The organism is Pleionea sp. CnH1-48 (assembly GCF_024124665.1).
Classification (GTDB): domain Bacteria; phylum Pseudomonadota; class Gammaproteobacteria; order Enterobacterales; family Kangiellaceae; genus JAMXSB01.
In genome coordinates this window covers 331,208-348,548 of record NZ_JAMXSB010000006.1, presented here as the reverse complement: position 1 = coordinate 348,548, position 17,341 = coordinate 331,208, and the positions used below count along the sequence as shown (strand labels likewise).

Genomic DNA, 17,341 nt, shown 5'->3' with positions numbered 1-17,341 from the left:
TTCGGACAGGATAACCGCTGAAAGCATCTAAGCGGGAAGCCCCTTCCAAGATAAGATTTCTCTGGAGCTTTAAGCTCCCTGAAGAGCCGTTGAAGACTACGACGTTGATAGGCAGGATGTGGAAGTGCTGTGAGGCATTAAGCTAACCTGTACTAATTGCTCGTGAGGCTTGACCATATAACACCCAAGGAGTTTCCTTAGGTGGCATTGAACGAATGCACTTAAGTGCTTGTATGACGAATCCAGATTGAAGATTGATGGCGATAAGCGGTCAATCGAAGAAGATAGAAATATCGACCAGTTTTGCCTGGTGGCATTAGCGAACGGGAACCACCTGATCCCTTCTCGAACTCAGAAGTGAAAACGTTCAGCGCCGATGGTAGTGTGGGGCTTCCCCATGTGAGAGTAGGTCATCGCCAGGCTTTTATTTTAAACCCCAGCATCAATGATGTTGGGGTTTTTTCGTTTTAAGGATGATATTCGGCGGGCATTATTTGTTAAAATAGAATGCTCTATCTATCTTTAGGCAAATAACTTGTTAGAAGAAAATTCTGTCAGCTTAAAAAAACTGAATACATTTGGGGTCGACTCCGTCGCTAGGACTTTGATTACCCTAAGTAGTGATTCTGATTTTTCACTTCTTTCAAAAAAGATGGCTAAATATAGCCGTCACCTGATCATTGGCGCAGGCTCAAACCTCCTCTTTGTTAACGATTTTGACGGTTTAATCCTAAAGGCCGAAATAAATAATTATGAGATTAAAGAAGAAACAAAAGACCATGTATTGATTGAAGCTGGAGCAAGTGATAATTGGCATCAATTTGTCTTGCGAACATTAGCTGATGGGTATTCTGGTCTCGAAAACCTCGCTCTTATTCCTGGCACAGTAGGTGCCGCACCTGTCCAAAATATTGGAGCCTATGGTGTTGAGCTAGAAAAGCACTTCTATTCTCTTGAAGCTTATGATCTGAATACAGGAACAAGAGTTACTTTAACAAAAAGTGATTGCAAATTTGGTTATAGAGATAGCATTTTTAAACAAGAAGTAAATCGCTATCTTATTCTTAAAGTAACATTTATTCTGAATAAGTCATTTGAGCCTGTGATTGATTATGGGCCACTACAATTAACCTTCAACAACAAGATTGAGGGCAGCTATGGACCTATAGATGTAGCGAAGGAAGTGATGAAAATTCGGGCGAGTAAATTGCCTGATCCAACAACTTTAGGTAATGCTGGGAGTTTTTTTAAAAATCCTGTTGTTGATAAAGATAAACTGGACGAGCTAAAAAGCTCTTTTCCTAGCTTAATTTATTATGATACTGAAGTTGAGAATAGATATAAGCTAGCTGCAGGATGGCTAATAGATAGACTTGGTTTAAGAGGTTATCGCATAGGAGACGCTGGCGTTCATGAGATGCAGGCATTGGTTCTAGTGAACTACGGGAGAGCAACTGGTCAAGATATATATGAGCTTTCTTTGAGTGTTCAAAAAGCCGTTAATGATACTTATGGGATTAACTTGGAACCTGAGGTTCGAATATTTAGATGAGAAAAAGTGCGTCCTTTGAGCAAAAGTTATTGGCCATAATCAGCGATGGACAATTCCACTCAGGACAAGATATAGCAAATGAGCTAGATGTCTCCCGTACAGCAGTGTGGAAAGCTGTTAATAAACTAAAGGGAGTAGGGGCTGATATTTATTGTGTTCAGGGAAAAGGCTATAAGCTCTCGTCCAAATTAGATCTTATTGAGCATAATGACCTTTATAAAAGACTCTCCTCTATTTTCTGTGAGCATAACCAAATTCTTATCTTCACTGATATTGCATCTACGAATCGATATTTGTCGACGATGAAAGTTGATTCTGCTGAGCCGTATCTTTGTGTTGCTGAATATCAAAGTGAAGGAAGAGGGCGCAGAGGACGAGAGTGGCATTCCCCTTTTGCTCGTAACATCTACATGTCTTTAAGGTGTCGGTTACCTGTCAGCATACACGAATTATCCGGCTTAAGTTTAACCGTAGGGTGTTCCATTGCTGAGAGCTTGAAAACTGCTGGGGTATCGGATATTCAATTGAAATGGCCAAATGACCTTCGATTATATTCAAAGAAGGTTGGCGGGATACTCATTGAAACGATAAGCTCTAATATGAATTCTACTGACATAGTTATTGGCGTAGGGCTAAATTGGGATATGCCAGACAATAATGTGATTGATCAGCCGTGGATCAATATTAAACCTTTCTCTACTACTCAACTTCGGGGTGAATTAATTGGTTCGGTTATTACCAAGATTTGGAATGACTTGGTTTTATTCTCTGAAAAGGGATTTGGGGAGTTTAAAGAAAAGTGGGATTCATACGATGAATACTCTGGAAAAACGGTAAATTTATTACTTCCTAATCAGTCAATCAAAGGAATCTATAAAGAGGTTCTTGCTGACGGAACATTGTTGCTACAGACCGCTAAAGGAGAAACCTCTTTTTCCGCCGGAGAAATCAGCTTGAGAGAAGAATTATGATTCTTGCGCTTGATATCGGTAATTCTAGAATAAAGTGGGGCAAGTATTGTCTTGAAGAAGCTGGAAAACTACTGGATTCCGGTGTTCTAGAGCATCAAGAAATGGAAGTCCCTGAGCAATTATGGGACATGATCAATACTTCCTGCTCGAAAGACCAGCCGGAACTCATTGCTTTATCTTCGGTTAGACCATCATTGATTGAGCTAATGCGTAATAGCTGCCCCTGGCAAAATGCCGAGTTTTTTGTTGCAAAAACAGAGCAGAGCTATGGGAGGCTTGTTAATGCTTACGACAAAGTCTCGGATATGGGGGTTGATCGTTGGTTAGCGATGATTGCAGCGCAAAATATGTTAAACAAGGGAGTTATGGTTATTGATGCTGGTACAGCACTGACTGTTGATGTAATTAATGAATCAGGGAAACACCTAGGAGGCTTTATTTCCATAGGTTATCAAATGGCCCTTAAGTCTCTTTTGAAAGATACCGAGGATATTCTTTTTAAGAAAGATAACAAAGATCCCATGGATATACTCGGAAAAAATACTGCAGAATGCGTCTATAATGGGAACTTAGCGCTTTTTCTTGGCTTTATTTTTCAGGAATGTAAAAAAATTAAGGCCGAGTACTCCATTTCTGCTGTCATTTTCACTGGAGGAGACGGGAAAGTACTGTTTAATAAGTTGAGAAAACGGTTAGAAATGAGTGGATTTTGCACTAAATACCACCAAAATCTTGTATTGGACGGCCTTTTCGTTCGAGCTTTAACCAGAGTGAAAAAAAATTAAATTTAGGCATTGCTATTTTGAAATCATGCCGCTACAATTGCGCCTCGCTTTTGGGGTGAAACCCAAGTGAATAGCCGACTTAGCTCAGTTGGTAGAGCAACTGACTTGTAATCAGTAGGTCGAGAGTTCGAATCCCTCAGTCGGCACCATATTCCTAATAATAGAGCTATGTTCTGTTATTAAAGAAGGAAGGAAAGCTCCTTCCTCTACAATTAGAAAGTTTGCTCTGGAGGGGTTCCCGAGCGGCCAAAGGGATCAGACTGTAAATCTGACGCGAAAGCTTCGCTGGTTCGAATCCAGCCCCCTCCACCATTTTCTGTCCTACAGGACTATGTTGCGGGTATAGTTCAACGGTAGAACCTCAGCCTTCCAAGCTGATGATGCGGGTTCGATTCCCGCTACCCGCTCCAGATTACGCTGATATAGCTCAGTCGGTAGAGCACTCCCTTGGTAAGGGAGAGGTCACCAGTTCAAATCTGGTTATCAGCACCATCGGTTGCAGCGCTATTTTGATATCTTGGTGCGAAAGTAATAAATAATCTATTTTCGCAGAACTGCAGTTATTAGTAATTGTTTCTAGACGCTTTCGGAGGCATCCCATGTCTAAGGAAAAATTTGAACGTACGAAACCCCACGTCAACGTAGGAACTATCGGCCACGTTGACCACGGTAAAACAACTTTGACAGCGGCAATGTGTACAGTATTGTCAGCGAAGTTTGGTGGAGAGCAGAAAGCGTTTGACGAGATCGATAACGCACCAGAAGAGAAAGAGCGTGGTATCACAATCGCAACTTCTCACGTAGAGTATGAGTCAGACATCCGTCACTATGCTCACGTTGACTGCCCTGGTCACGCTGACTATGTAAAGAACATGATCACAGGTGCTGCTCAGATGGACGGCGCGATCTTAGTATGTTCAGCAGCAGATGGCCCCATGCCACAGACTCGTGAGCACATCTTGTTATCACGTCAGGTAGGTGTACCAAAGATTGTTGTATTCTTGAACAAATGCGACATGGTAGACGACGAAGAGTTGTTAGAGTTGGTTGAAATGGAAGTGCGTGAGTTGTTAGACACTTACGATTTCCCAGGTGACGACACGCCAATCATCCGTGGTTCAGCGTTGAAAGCGTTAGAAGGTGATGCAGAGTACCAAGAGCGTATCGTAGAGTTAGCGGGCGCACTTGACACTTACATCCCAGAGCCAGAGCGTGCTGTAGACCAGCCATTCTTGTTACCAATCGAAGACGTATTCTCAATCTCAGGCCGTGGTACTGTTGTAACAGGTCGTGTAGAGCGCGGTATCGTTAAAGTAGGTGAAGAGATTGAAATCGTAGGTATCAAAGAGACTACGAAAACTACGGTAACAGGTGTAGAAATGTTCCGTAAGTTGTTGGACGAAGGTCGTGCAGGTGACAACGTAGGTGTACTATTACGTGGTACTAAGCGTGAAGACGTAGAGCGTGGTCAGGTATTATCTCACACAGGTACTATCACTCCTCACACTAAGTTCGAATCAGAAGTATACATTCTGAGCAAAGACGAAGGTGGACGTCACACTCCATTCTTTAAAGGATACCGTCCTCAGTTCTACTTCCGTACAACTGACGTGACAGGTTCTATCGAGTTACCAGAAGGCGTTGAAATGGTAATGCCTGGTGACAACATCAAAATGTCAGTAGAGTTGATTGCTCCGATTGCGATGGACGAAGGTTTACGCTTCGCGATTCGTGAAGGTGGCCGTACTGTTGGCGCTGGTGTTGTTGCTAAAATCTTCGAATAATGTTGAAAGAATATTTGTCTGACCCAATAATGGGTTAGATAAATAGGCCAGTAGCTCAATTGGCAGAGCAGCGGTCTCCAAAACCGCAGGTTGGGGGTTCGATTCCCTCCTGGCCTGCCACATTAAATGCAAGGCTTAGTCTTTACTCTGAATAAGGGTGGGGCTATGGCCTTGCTTTGTATATAGCAAAAGGTTTTACACTGTGAGTACTGAAGCAAATACTAATCGATTTGACAGCATCAAATGGCTAATCTCAGCTATCTTAATTGCCGCCTCTGTATATGGTAATCATTATTTTGCTGACGAATCTGTTTTAATTCGAGCTGTATCTATCTTGGTGATCTTGGGGATTGCATTATTTGTTGCATCTCAAACCGAGAAGGGTCAGCAAGCGGTTCAGTTTGCTAAAGAATCTCGAATGGAAGTTCGAAAGGTTGTCTGGCCAACGCGTCCAGAAGCTATTCAAACAACCGTTATTATTGTTATTTTTGTGGGCATAATTTCCCTTTTCTTGTGGGCTGTCGATGCAAGTTTAGCCTTTGGAATTGACAAGATCATGAGCTTCTAGGGGAGAGTTTTATATGACAATGCGTTGGTACGTAGTTCAAGCTTATTCCGGTTACGAGTCTAAAGTAAAAAAGATGCTCTTAGAGAGAATCGAATTACATGGTCTTGAAGAAAAATTTGGTCAGATATTAGTGCCGACTGAAGAAGTAGTCGAAATGCGAGCTGGCCAAAAGCGTAAAAGCGAGCGCAAGTTTTTCCCTGGTTATGTTCTGGTCGAAATGGACATGGGTGATGAGTCTTGGCACTTAGTTCGAGAAACTCCTCGTGTAATGGGCTTTATTGGTGGGACGTCAGATAGACCCGCTCCTATATCAGAGAAAGAGGCTAATGCTATTTTACAACGAGTTGAAGATAGCAGTGATAAGCCTAAGCCTAAGACATTATTTGAGCCTGGCGAAATTGTACGTGTAATTGATGGTCCATTTGCGGACTTTAATGCGACGGTCGAGTCGGTTAATTACGAAAAAAGTCGTTTGCAGGTTTCTGTTTTGATTTTCGGTCGTTCTACTCCTGTGGAGTTAGAGTTTGGCCAAGTTGAGAAAGGGTAAAGGTTTACCTTTATTCGTGTTAAACGGGGAGCTGAAAAGCGCTTGTACCCAAATGAGGTGTAAATAATGGCTAAGAAAGTAGAAGCTTATATTAAGCTACAAGTAGCCGCCGGTATGGCTAACCCAAGTCCACCTGTTGGTCCTGCTCTGGGTCAACATGGTGTGAACATCATGGAATTCTGTAAAGCTTTTAACGCTGCAACTGATAAAATGGAAAAAGGTCTTCCTGTTCCTGTTGTTATCACTGTTTATAGCGATCGTAGCTTTACGTTCATCACTAAAACCCCTCCTGCATCAGTATTGATCAAAAAGGCGCTAGGTCTTAAGAAGGCTAGCTCGCGTCCTAACACTGAGAAAGTTGGCAAAATCACACGTGCTCAGTTGGAAGAAATTGCTAAAGCAAAAGAACCTGACTTAACTGCTGCTGATTTAGACGCCGCTGTAAATACAATTGCTGGTAGTGCTCGTTCTATGGGCGTGGATGTAGAGGGTTAATCAATGGCTAAATTATCTAAACGTCAGCGTACGATTCGTGAAAAGACTGATAAAACTAAAGTATACGCTTTGGGCGAAGCTTTAGATTTATTAAAAGAATTGTCTAACGTTAAATTTAAAGAAGGTGTTGATGTCGCTGTTAATCTTGGCGTTGACCCTCGTAAATCAGACCAGGTAGTTCGTGGTGCAACTGTATTGCCTCACGGAACTGGTAAAGATGTTCGCGTTGCAGTATTTACTCAAGGCGCGAACGCTGATGCAGCAAAAGAAGCGGGTGCCGACATCGTTGGTATGGACGAGCTTGCTGCTGAAGTAAAAGCTGGCAAAATGGATTTCGACGTTGTTATCGCAAGTCCAGACGCAATGCGCGTTGTTGGTCAGCTAGGTCAGATTCTTGGTCCACGTGGTCTTATGCCTAACCCTAAAGTCGGAACTGTTACTCCAGACGTAGCAACAGCTGTTAAAAATGCTAAAGCTGGTCAGGTTCAGTATCGTACAGACAAGAACGGCATCATCCACGCGACTATCGGTAAGATTGATTTTGATGCAGATGCTCTTAAAGAAAACTTAGGTGCTTTAATTGCTGCATTGAAAAAATCAAAACCTGCTTCTGCAAAAGGCACCTACATGAAGAAAGTTACTCTTTCTTCAACTATGGGTCCTGGTTTAGCAGTAGAGCAAGGCACTATCGAATTAAAAGATTAAGCTTTTGACTCACGAGAGTGAGCCAGAGCTGGGGTTCCTGGTTAACGTTTGTTAGTCAGGAATCGTCAAAGACCGTAGGTGGAAGTTGAATCTCTTCCTTAATTAAGCCTGCGTAGACGGTGTAACCCGACTCAGTATCCTGGGCGGTTCATCGTTGTGAATGTCTGATTGTTTTTACGAATAGTCAGAAATTGTTAAGCCCTCTTGATTGTTGAGAGGGATAAACTGGAGGTGAACATAGTGGCACTTGGACTTGAAGGCAAGAAGGCGATAGTCGCAGAAGTTAACGAAGTTGCTTCTCGTGCATTATCAGCTGTTACTGCCGAATACCACGGACTCACAGTTGAACAAATGACTGAGTTACGTGTTAAAGCCCGTGAAGCTAACGTCTACTTAAAAGTAGTACGTAATACATTAGCTAAACGTGCAGTCGAAGATACCGAGTTCGCTTGTATGGCTGATGCCTTAGTTGGTCCAGTAATTTGTGCGTTTTCTATCGATGCACCAGGTGCGGCTGCGCGCTTGGTAAAAGATTTTGCGAAAGAAAATGAAAAGCTAGTAGCTACATCTGTTGCTATTGGTGGCAAGTTGCATGGTGCAGAGCAGCTTGAAGCTGTTGCTTCACTACCAACCAAAGACGAAGCCATTGCTTCTTTGATGAGCGTAATGAATGGACCAATCACGAAGTTGGCTCGAACTCTAAACGAGTTCCCGTCAAAAATTACTCGTGCGGTTGCTGCAGTTCGCGATCAGAAGAAAGAGGCAGCGTAATTGTCGGTACAAACAAGTTTTTAGTTTTAATTTTTTTAACCAGGAGAAAGAGTCATGGCTCTGTCTAAAGATGATATTTTAAATGCAATTGCTGAAATGAGCGTAATGGAAGTTGTTGAGCTTGTTGAAGCTATGGAAGAGAAATTCGGTGTTACTGCTGCCGCTGCTGCTGCAGTTGTTGCAACTGCTGGCCCAGCAGAAGCTGCTGCTGAACAAACTGAGTTTGACGTAGTAATGAAAAGCTTCGGTGGCAACAAAGTTGCTGTTATCAAAGCAATTCGTGGAATTACAGGTCTTGGCCTTAAAGAAGCGAAAGAAATGGTTGAGGGTGTTCCTGCAACTGTTAAAGAAGGCGTTGAGAAAGCAGAAGCTGAAGACGTTAAAAAGCAGCTTGAAGAAGCTGGTGCAGAAGTCGAAATTAAGTAATTTTTTTCGCTTCTGGCGAGTTAATCGCCAAAAATTCAATTCGGCTGGTAGCCTAGAGCTATCGGCCGTTTTGCCGTTTCAAAAAAGGCAAAATGTTGGGCATTGATACGGGCTTTTCTTAAGGTGCCGGCCCGAGAAATTTGCAGTCAGCTATTCCGTATCAATAGTTGATTGTTTCGTGTGTTATCGTAGTGAGCTAACTGAGGATCCCAGATGGCGTATTCATATACAGAGAAAAAGCGAATCCGTAAGGATTTTGGGAAAAGTTCCAAAATATTAGATGTCCCTTACTTGCTCGCAATCCAGCTTGATTCTTATCGTGCCTTCTTAGAAGGTCGAGGTGATGATGGATCAGGATTGGATCAGGCGTTTAAATCTGTTTTTCCTATCACCAGCTATTCAGGCTCTGCTGCTCTGGAGTATGTAAGCTATCGTTTAGGCGAACCTGTTTTTGATGTTAAAGAATGTCAAATTCGAGGTGTTACCTATGCTGCACCCTTGCGAGTGAAGATTCGTTTAGTTATTTATGACAAGGAATCTAAAACGGGTGCAATTAAGGATATTCGTGAGCAAGAAGTTTATATGGGCGAAATGCCGTTAATGACGGAAAATGGAACTTTCGTTGTTAATGGAACCGAGCGTGTTATTGTTTCACAATTACACCGTTCGCCTGGTGTGTTCTTTGATTCCGATAAAGGAAAAACACACTCATCTGGAAAGCTACTTTATAACGCACGAGTTATCCCTTACCGTGGTTCATGGTTAGACTTCGAGTTTGATCCTAAGGACTGCGTTTTCGTACGTATCGATCGTCGTCGTAAATTGCCTGCGACTATTCTTATGCGTGCTCTGGGATACAATACTGAAGAAATTTTAGAGCTTTTCTTTGATACCGATACCGCTCATTTGAGTGATAACGGTAAAGTAGAGTTAGATCTTATTCCTGAGCGTCTTCGTGGCGAAACCTTATCTTTTGATATTAAAGATCAAGAAGGTAATCTTATTGTTGAAGAAGGCCGACGTATTACGGTTCGCCATATTCGCCAGATGGATAAAGCTGGCTTAACAAGATTAGAAGTGCCTGTTGAGTTCATGCATGGCAAAGCATTAGCTAAGAATCTTGTTGATGAAGAAACTGGTGAGTTGGTGGCAGAAGCGAATGCTGAGATCACTGAAGATCTATTAAGCAAGATCTTCCACTCTGGCGTTCGTTCTTTTGAAATCTTATATACCAACGATTTGGATCGTGGTGCTTACATTTCTGAAACATTACGAATCGATCCAACCCGTGAGCCATTAGATGCATTGGTAGAAATCTATCGAATGATGCGTCCTGGTGAGCCGCCAACAAAAGAAGCTGCTGAAGCGTTATTCCATAACCTGTTCTTTACCGAAGATCGTTACGACTTATCTCGTGTTGGTCGAATGAAGTTCAATCGTCGAGTCAATCGCGAAGATCTTGTTGGTCCTGGTGTTCTTTATGACGGTAAGTATTTCCAACAGCTAACTGACAGTTTTTCTGTTGGTTTAAAAGAAGAACATGGTGATAACTCTGACATTTTAGAAGTTATCAAGACCTTAGTTGATATTCGTAACGGTAAAGGCACTGTTGATGATATAGATCACTTAGGTAACCGACGTGTTCGAAGCGTTGGTGAAATGGCCGAGAATCAATTCCGTGTCGGTATTGTTCGTGTAGAAAGAGCAGTTAAAGAGCGTTTGAGTCAGGCTGAGTCAGAAAACTTGATGCCTCAAGACTTAATCAACGCTAAGCCAGTTTCTGCAGCAATTAAAGAGTTCTTTGGTTCTAGCCAGCTGTCTCAGTTTATGGACCAAAATAACCCATTATCAGAAATCACGCACAAACGTCGTGTTTCTGCATTGGGGCCTGGTGGTTTGACTCGTGAGCGTGCTGGTTTTGAAGTTCGAGACGTTCACCCAACTCACTATGGTCGTGTATGTCCTATCGAGACACCTGAGGGACCAAACATTGGTTTGATTAACTCATTGTCTTGTTATGCTCGAACCAATGATTACGGTTTCTTAGAGAGTCCATATCGTAAGATTGTTGATGGTAAATTAACGAATGAAATCGAGTATTTGTCCGCAATTGATGAAGGCAAATATATTATCGCTCAGGCAAATGCAAACGTTGATAGTGAAGGTAATCTTACCGATGACTTAGTAACTAGCCGTCATGAAGGTGAGTTCTCTTTGACAACGCCTGATCGTGTCCAATATATGGACGTATCACCACAGCAGATCGTTTCTGTTGCTGCTTCAATGATTCCTTTCTTGGAGCACGATGATGCGAACCGTGCATTGATGGGATCGAACATGCAACGTCAAGCGGTACCTACGCTTAAAGCTGAGAAGCCATTAGTTGGTACTGGTATGGAACGTACCGTAGCAGTTGACTCTGGTGTAACTGTTAAAGCTAGACGTGGTGGAGTTATCGACTTTGTTGATGCGTCACGAGTGGTTGTACGCGTTAATGATGACGAAACAACGACTGATGACGCTGGTGTTGATATTTATAGTTTCACTAAATACACCCGTTCTAACCAGAACACTTGTATCAATCAGCGACCAATCGTTCGTGTTGGCGATGTTATTGCTCGCGGTGACGTATTGGCTGATGGCCCATCTACTGATTTAGGTGAGCTGGCTCTTGGTCAAAACCTTCTTGTGGCGTTTATGCCATGGAATGGATACAACTTTGAGGATTCAATCCTTATTTCTGAGCGAGTAGTAGAAGAAGATCGCTTCACCAGTATCCATATTCAGGAGCTAACCTGTATCGCTCGTGATACAAAGTTAGGGCCAGAAGAAATTACTGCTGATATCCCTAATGTAGGTGAAAGCGCGTTAGCTAAGCTTGACGAAGCGGGTATCGTTTACATCGGTGCAGAAGTTAAACCTGGTGATATCCTTGTTGGTAAAGTAACGCCAAAAGGTGAAACTCAGTTAACACCAGAAGAAAAACTGTTAAGAGCTATTTTTGGTGAGAAAGCTAGCGATGTTAAAGACACTTCGCTACGTGTACCTTCAAGTACAGTTGGTACTGTTATTGATGTTCAAGTGTTTACTCGAGATGGTGTTGAAAAAGATTCTCGTGCACTTGAAATCGAGCAGAGCCAAATCATCAAAGCGAAAAAAGATCTTAATGACCAGTTAAGAATTCTAGAAGGCAACATCTATCAGCGTGCTTATCGTCTGGTATTGGGCTGTGTTGCAGAAAAAGGTCCAAGTCTTCTTAAGAAAGGCAGTGAGTTAACTGCTGAATACTTAGATGGTCTAGCACCAAAACAGTGGATGGAAGTTCAGCTACGGGATGAAGAAAAGCAGCAAGAATTAGAAGCTTTATCTGAGTACCTGGCAGAACAGCGTAAAGAATATGAGAAGCGTCTTGAGATCAAGAAATCTAAGATTGCTCAAGGCGATGATCTTGCTCCTGGTGTACTGAAGATTGTTAAAGTATACATGGCGGTTAAGCGTCGTATACAGCCTGGTGACAAGATGGCTGGTCGTCACGGTAACAAAGGTGTTATCTCTAACATCGTTCCTGTCGAAGATATGCCGTTTCAGGAAAATGGTGAGCCAGTTGATATCGTATTGAATCCTCTGGGTGTACCGTCTCGTATGAACATCGGTCAGATTCTCGAAACTCACTTAGGATGGGCCGCAAAAGGGGTCGGTAATAAGATTGGTGAATTACTTGAGCAGAAAGCTGAAGTCGAAAAAGTTCGCGGCTTCCTGGATCAGGTGTACAACCATCGAGAAGAGAAAACAGTTGATCTGGATTCATTAAGTGATGAAGAGATCATGCAGATGTCGAATAACTTGAAGAAGGGTGTTCCGATGGCTACACCTGTGTTCGACGGCGCTCATGAATCTGAAATCAAGCATATACTTGAGCTGGGTGGATTACCTAACTCGGGTCAAACATGGTTATTCGACGGACGTACAGGTGATAAATTTGACCGCCCTGTCACTGTCGGCTACATGTATATGCTGAAGTTGAATCACTTGGTAGACGACAAAATGCATGCTCGTTCTACTGGTTCGTACAGTCTTGTAACTCAGCAACCTCTTGGTGGTAAAGCTCAGTTCGGTGGTCAGCGTTTCGGAGAGATGGAAGTATGGGCACTAGAAGCTTATGGTGCTGCATATACTCTGCAAGAAATGCTAACAGTTAAGTCGGATGACGTTAATGGTCGAACGCGCATGTATAAAAACATTGTTGATGGCGATCATCGTATGGAACCTGGCATGCCGGAATCTTTCAACGTATTGGTGAAAGAGATCCGTTCGTTAGGTATCGATATTGAGCTAGAGGTTGAATAAGGGCGAGATTGCATGGGCAGCGTAAAAGCTGCCCTCTCCTGATTCTCTGATTTAAACAACTCCTTGAAGGAGAGAAGTCTTGAAAGATTTACTAAATTTCATCAAGCAGCAAAACCAAACCCAAGAATTTGACCGAATTCGGATTGGTTTAGCATCACCAGAAATGATTCGTTCTTGGTCTTTCGGTGAAGTAAAAAAACCAGAAACAATAAACTATCGAACGTTTAAGCCAGAGCGTGATGGTTTGTTCTGTGCCAAAATTTTTGGCCCTGTGAAAGATTACGAATGTTTATGTGGCAAATACAAGCGCATGAAGCATCGTGGTGTTATCTGTGAAAAATGTGGTGTTGAAGTTACGTTAGCGAAAGTTCGTCGTGAACGTATGGGCCACATTGAGTTAGCGTGTCCTGTTGCTCACATTTGGTTCTTAAAGTCGTTACCATCAAGAATTGGTCTTTTATTAGATATGACCCTTCGCGACATTGAGCGCATTCTTTATTTTGAAGCCTTCGTTGTTATTGAGCCAGGCATGACTGCATTGGAAAAAGGTCAGCTACTGACTGAAGATGCTTATCTAGACGCTCTTGAAGAATATGGCGATGAGTTTGAAGCCAAGATGGGTGCTGAAGCAGTAAAAGAGTTACTGTCAGCTATTAATCTAGAGACCGACGCAGCTGCTTTGCGTGAAGAGATCCCTAACACAAATTCTGAAACCAAGCTTAAGAAATTAGGCAAGCGTTTGAAGCTTTTAGAAGCGTTCTTAGAGTCTGGTAACAATCCTGAGTGGATGATCATGACGGTATTGCCTGTCTTGCCACCAGATTTAAGACCTTTGGTTCCACTAGAAGGTGGACGTTTTGCTACATCTGATTTGAATGATCTATATCGTCGTGTGATCAATCGTAATAACCGTTTGAAGCGACTATTAGATCTTAATGCTCCTGACATTATTGTACGCAACGAAAAGCGTATGCTTCAGGAAGCTGTTGATGCGTTACTAGATAACGGTCGACGTGGTCGAGCAATTACTGGCTCCAACAAACGTCCTCTAAAATCTTTGGCCGATATGATCAAAGGTAAGCAAGGTCGTTTCCGTCAGAATCTATTAGGTAAGCGTGTAGACTACTCTGGTCGTTCTGTAATCGTTGTTGGTCCAACATTAAAACTGCATCAGTGTGGTTTGCCTAAGAAAATGGCTTTGGAATTATTCAAACCGTTTATCTTTGGTAAGTTGGAACTGCGCGGCATGGCAACAACCATCAAAGCTGCAAAGAAAATGGTTGAGCGCGAAGAAGCGGTTGTATGGGATATTCTTGACGAAGTGATTCGAGAGCATCCTGTTATGCTTAACCGTGCACCAACACTTCACCGTTTAGGTATTCAGGCATTCGAGCCTGTATTGATCGAAGGTAAAGCGATTCAATTACACCCTCTGGTCTGTGTTGCTTACAACGCTGACTTCGACGGTGACCAAATGGCGGTTCACGTACCTCTAACATTAGAAGCACAGCTAGAAGCTCGTGCTTTGATGATGTCTACTAACAACATTCTGTCTCCTGCAAACGGTGAACCTATTATCGTTCCAACGCAGGATGTTGTACTTGGCTTGTATTTCTTAACTCGCGAGAAAGTTAATGTAAGCGGAGAAGGCATGGTCTTCGCAGATACATCTGAAGTGTATCGCGCTTACAACAGTGACCGTGTTGATTTGCACGCAAAAATTAAAGTTAGATTGCAGCAAACTATCATCACTGAAGAAGGTGAGAGAGAGACTTCAACAATCATCGCCGACACAACTGTTGGCCGTGCATTGTTGTGGGAAATTGTGCCAGAAGGTCTTCCTTTTGCATTGATTAATGAGCCAATGACCAAAAAGCGCATTTCTCGATTAGTGAATGCTTGTTATCGTCAGTTAGGTTTAAAAACCAGTGTTATCTTTGCCGATCAGTTGATGTATACCGGTTATAAGTATGCAACTCGCTCTGGAACTTCTGTTGGTATTAACGACATGGAAATTCCAGAAGTTAAAGCAGAAATCATTGGTAAAGCGGAAGCCGAAGTAAGAGAAATTGAAGACCAATATGCATCGGGTCTTGTTACTCAAGGTGAGCGCTACAATAAAGTTGTTGATATCTGGTCTCATACCAATGAGCAGGTAGCAAAAGCGATGATGGATAACTTGGCATTTGACAAGATTGAAAATGCTGAAGGTGAAATGGTTGATCAACAATCTTTCAATTCTATCTTTATGATGGCTGACTCTGGCGCTCGAGGTAGTGCCGCTCAGATTCGTCAGCTTGCTGGTATGCGTGGTCTGATGGCAAAGCCGGATGGCTCTATCATCGAAAGTCCAATCAAAGCGAACTTCCGTGAAGGTTTGAACGTACTTGAGTACTTTATTTCGACTCACGGTGCTCGTAAAGGTTTGGCCGATACCGCATTGAAAACAGCAAACTCAGGTTACTTGACTCGTCGTCTGGTTGATGTTGCACAAGACTTGGTTATTACCGAGAAAGACTGTGGCACTGAAGACGGTGTGAGCATGAGTCCTCTTATCGAAGGTGGTGATGTTGTTGAGCCACTAAGAGAGCGAGTATTAGGTCGTGTGACGGCTGATCATATTTACTATCCAGGCAGCGATAATGTCTTGTGTGAAGCTGGCACATTGTTAGATGAAGCTTGGGTTGAAAGATTAGAAGAACACAGTGTTGACCAGGTTCTGGTTCGTTCTGTAATTACCTGTGAAACTCGTTATGGTGTATGTGCTAAGTGTTATGGTCGTGATTTGGCTCGAGGACACTTGATTAACGATGGTGAATCTATCGGTGTTATCGCAGCACAGTCTATCGGTGAGCCGGGTACACAGTTAACAATGCGTACGTTCCACATTGGTGGTGCGGCATCGAGACAAAGTGCTGATAACAACGTACAGGTTAAAAATGACGGTACCTTGAAATTGCACACTGCAAAAACCGTTATCCGAAATGATAATAAGCCTGTTATCGTATCTCGTTCTGCTGAGTTGACTCTGATTGATGAGTTTGGCCGTGAGCGTGAGCGTTATAAAGTGCCTTACGGTGCTGTATTAGAAAAACAAGAAGGTGAGCAAGTTTCTGGTGGTGACATCGTTGCAACCTGGGATCCTCACACACACCCAATTATCACTGAGATCGCGGGTAAGATTAAGTTCCGTGATTTGATTGAAGGTGTGAACATGGAGCGTCAAACCGACGAAATCACTGGTTTGTCTTCTACTGTGGTTACCGATGCTAAGCAGCGTGGTAAAGGTACTGAGTTGAAACCAATGGTTGTTCTATTTGATGAGAATGACAATCAGCTCAACATTCCTGGTACAAACATTCCTGCACAGTACATGCTTCCGTCCAATGCATTGATTAACCTCGATGATGGTGCCGAAGTTGGCGTGGGTGATGCTTTAGCTCGTATCCCTCAAGAGAGTTCAAAAACTAAGGATATTACGGGTGGTCTGCCACGAGTTGCAGACCTATTTGAAGCTCGTAAACCTAAAGAGTCTGCAATTCTTGCTGAGATCTCTGGTACGGTCAGCTTTGGTAAAGAAACTAAAGGTAAGCGTCGTCTGGTTATTACACCAAATGAAGGCGATACCTATGAAGAACTAATCCCTAAATGGCGTCATTTGAACGTGTTTGAAGGGGAGAAAGTAGAAATAGGTGAGGTTGTATCAGATGGTGCAGATAATCCTCATGACATTCTGCGCCTGAAAGGTATTCACGCTGTTGCGAATTACATCGTTAACGAAGTTCAGGATGTATACCGTTTGCAGGGTGTAAAAATCAACGATAAGCACATCGAAGTTATCATTCGTCAAATGTTGCGTAAATGTACTATCGTTAATCCTGGTGACAGTCGCTTGTTACAGGGCGAACAGGTTGAATACGTTCGCGTGCTTGAAGTAAATGATCAATTGCAAGCTGAGGGTAAAGAACTTGTTACTGTGGACCGCAACCTGATGGGGATTACTAAAGCATCTCTTGCTACAGAATCCTTCATTTCGGCTGCATCCTTCCAGGAAACAACACGCGTATTAACTGAAGCTGCCGTAAACGGCAAAGCGGATGATTTACGTGGCTTGAAAGAAAACGTTATTGTTGGTCGCTTAATACCTGCTGGAACGGGGCTGTCTTATCACCACCGTCGCCGCACAGTAGCCAACAACGACATGCTTGATGATTCGCAAGTTAATGTTTCTGCATCTGATGCGGAGAAAGCATTAACTGAAGCGTTGAATGAGAGCAACCACTAGAAAGGTAATAGAAGGTCATAAAATGACCTTCTTCCTTGACAGTAACTGGCAGGCTCTATAAAATGCCCGCCCTCGAAGGCAGCTTTCGCTTGAGATCTGCCTTAT

The 17,341-nt window shown here is 42.9% G+C and carries 12 protein-coding genes, 5 tRNA genes and 2 rRNA genes; all 19 read left to right on the top strand.

Features of this window, described 5'->3' with window-relative positions; translation table 11 throughout:
- Window positions 1-177 (top strand): 23S ribosomal RNA (locus NH399_RS11980); the annotation flags it as partial.
- A 129-nt stretch (window positions 178-306) separates the two neighbouring features.
- Window positions 307-422 (top strand): 5S ribosomal RNA (gene rrf, locus NH399_RS11975).
- Window positions 423-535: 113 nt separating this feature from the next.
- Window positions 536-1,552 carry a UDP-N-acetylmuramate dehydrogenase gene (gene murB, locus NH399_RS11970; RefSeq protein ID WP_253040466.1) on the top strand — a complete coding sequence of 339 codons (1,017 nt, stop codon included), beginning with the start codon at window positions 536-538 and terminating at the stop codon, window positions 1,550-1,552.
- On the top strand, window positions 1,549-2,523 hold the full coding sequence (gene birA, locus NH399_RS11965; protein ID WP_253040465.1) for a bifunctional biotin--[acetyl-CoA-carboxylase] ligase/biotin operon repressor BirA: 975 nt from the start codon (window positions 1,549-1,551) through the stop codon (window positions 2,521-2,523). The genes murB and birA overlap by 4 nt, the downstream gene beginning before the upstream one ends.
- Window positions 2,520-3,308: a type III pantothenate kinase gene (locus tag NH399_RS11960; protein ID WP_253040464.1), complete on the top strand. Its 789-nt coding sequence runs from the start codon at window positions 2,520-2,522 to the stop codon at window positions 3,306-3,308. The genes birA and NH399_RS11960 overlap by 4 nt, the downstream gene beginning before the upstream one ends.
- Before the next feature lie 73 nt (window positions 3,309-3,381).
- Window positions 3,382-3,457: transfer RNA gene (locus NH399_RS11955), tRNA-Thr, on the top strand.
- A gap of 79 nt (window positions 3,458-3,536) precedes the next feature.
- Window positions 3,537-3,620, top strand: a tRNA-Tyr gene (locus NH399_RS11950).
- Between the two features lie 24 nt (window positions 3,621-3,644).
- Window positions 3,645-3,718 (top strand) — tRNA-Gly (locus tag NH399_RS11945).
- A 6-nt stretch (window positions 3,719-3,724) separates the two neighbouring features.
- Window positions 3,725-3,800, top strand: a tRNA-Thr gene (locus NH399_RS11940).
- 107 nt (window positions 3,801-3,907) lie between these two features.
- The gene (gene tuf, locus NH399_RS11935; RefSeq protein ID WP_253040452.1) at window positions 3,908-5,092 is read left to right on the top strand and encodes an elongation factor Tu; all 1,185 of its coding nucleotides are present in this window, start codon (window positions 3,908-3,910) and stop codon (window positions 5,090-5,092) included.
- Window positions 5,093-5,136: 44 nt separating this feature from the next.
- Window positions 5,137-5,212 (top strand) — tRNA-Trp (locus tag NH399_RS11930).
- An 82-nt stretch (window positions 5,213-5,294) separates the two neighbouring features.
- Window positions 5,295-5,660, top strand: coding sequence for a preprotein translocase subunit SecE (gene secE / locus NH399_RS11925; RefSeq protein WP_253040463.1), 366 nt, complete (start codon window positions 5,295-5,297; stop codon window positions 5,658-5,660).
- 13 nt (window positions 5,661-5,673) lie between these two features.
- Window positions 5,674-6,207, top strand: coding sequence for a transcription termination/antitermination protein NusG (gene nusG / locus NH399_RS11920; RefSeq protein WP_253040462.1), 534 nt, complete (start codon window positions 5,674-5,676; stop codon window positions 6,205-6,207).
- 66 nt (window positions 6,208-6,273) lie between these two features.
- Complete coding sequence (gene rplK / locus NH399_RS11915; protein ID WP_253040461.1) at window positions 6,274-6,702, top strand: 50S ribosomal protein L11; 429 nt, start codon at window positions 6,274-6,276, stop codon at window positions 6,700-6,702.
- A gap of 3 nt (window positions 6,703-6,705) precedes the next feature.
- Complete coding sequence (gene rplA, locus NH399_RS11910) at window positions 6,706-7,407, top strand: 50S ribosomal protein L1 (RefSeq protein WP_253040460.1); 702 nt, start codon at window positions 6,706-6,708, stop codon at window positions 7,405-7,407.
- A gap of 240 nt (window positions 7,408-7,647) precedes the next feature.
- The gene (gene rplJ / locus NH399_RS11905; protein WP_253040459.1) at window positions 7,648-8,178 is read left to right on the top strand and encodes a 50S ribosomal protein L10; all 531 of its coding nucleotides are present in this window, start codon (window positions 7,648-7,650) and stop codon (window positions 8,176-8,178) included.
- 54 nt (window positions 8,179-8,232) lie between these two features.
- The gene (gene rplL, locus NH399_RS11900; protein WP_253040458.1) at window positions 8,233-8,604 is read left to right on the top strand and encodes a 50S ribosomal protein L7/L12; all 372 of its coding nucleotides are present in this window, start codon (window positions 8,233-8,235) and stop codon (window positions 8,602-8,604) included.
- A 213-nt stretch (window positions 8,605-8,817) separates the two neighbouring features.
- Window positions 8,818-12,951: a DNA-directed RNA polymerase subunit beta gene (gene rpoB, locus NH399_RS11895; RefSeq protein WP_253040457.1), complete on the top strand. Its 4,134-nt coding sequence runs from the start codon at window positions 8,818-8,820 to the stop codon at window positions 12,949-12,951.
- Between the two features lie 79 nt (window positions 12,952-13,030).
- Window positions 13,031-17,236, top strand: a complete 4,206-nt coding sequence (gene rpoC / locus NH399_RS11890) for a DNA-directed RNA polymerase subunit beta' (protein WP_253040456.1) — start codon at window positions 13,031-13,033, stop codon at window positions 17,234-17,236.
- Window positions 17,237-17,341 lie beyond the last annotated feature (105 nt).

What these genes read in the sequence shown, in the direction of transcription:
- birA (WP_253040465.1), top strand. Translation starts at nt 1,549, where the DNA reads ATGAGAAAAAGTGCGTCCTTTGAGCAAAAGTTATTGGCCATAATCAGC.
- NH399_RS11960 (WP_253040464.1), top strand. Translation starts at nt 2,520, where the DNA reads ATGATTCTTGCGCTTGATATCGGTAATTCTAGAATAAAGTGGGGCAAG.
- tuf (WP_253040452.1), top strand. Translation starts at nt 3,908, where the DNA reads ATGTCTAAGGAAAAATTTGAACGTACGAAACCCCACGTCAACGTAGGA.
- nusG (WP_253040462.1), top strand. Translation starts at nt 5,674, where the DNA reads ATGACAATGCGTTGGTACGTAGTTCAAGCTTATTCCGGTTACGAGTCT.
- rplK (WP_253040461.1), top strand. Translation starts at nt 6,274, where the DNA reads ATGGCTAAGAAAGTAGAAGCTTATATTAAGCTACAAGTAGCCGCCGGT.
- rplA (WP_253040460.1), top strand. Translation starts at nt 6,706, where the DNA reads ATGGCTAAATTATCTAAACGTCAGCGTACGATTCGTGAAAAGACTGAT.
- rplL (WP_253040458.1), top strand. Translation starts at nt 8,233, where the DNA reads ATGGCTCTGTCTAAAGATGATATTTTAAATGCAATTGCTGAAATGAGC.
- rpoB (WP_253040457.1), top strand. Translation starts at nt 8,818, where the DNA reads ATGGCGTATTCATATACAGAGAAAAAGCGAATCCGTAAGGATTTTGGG.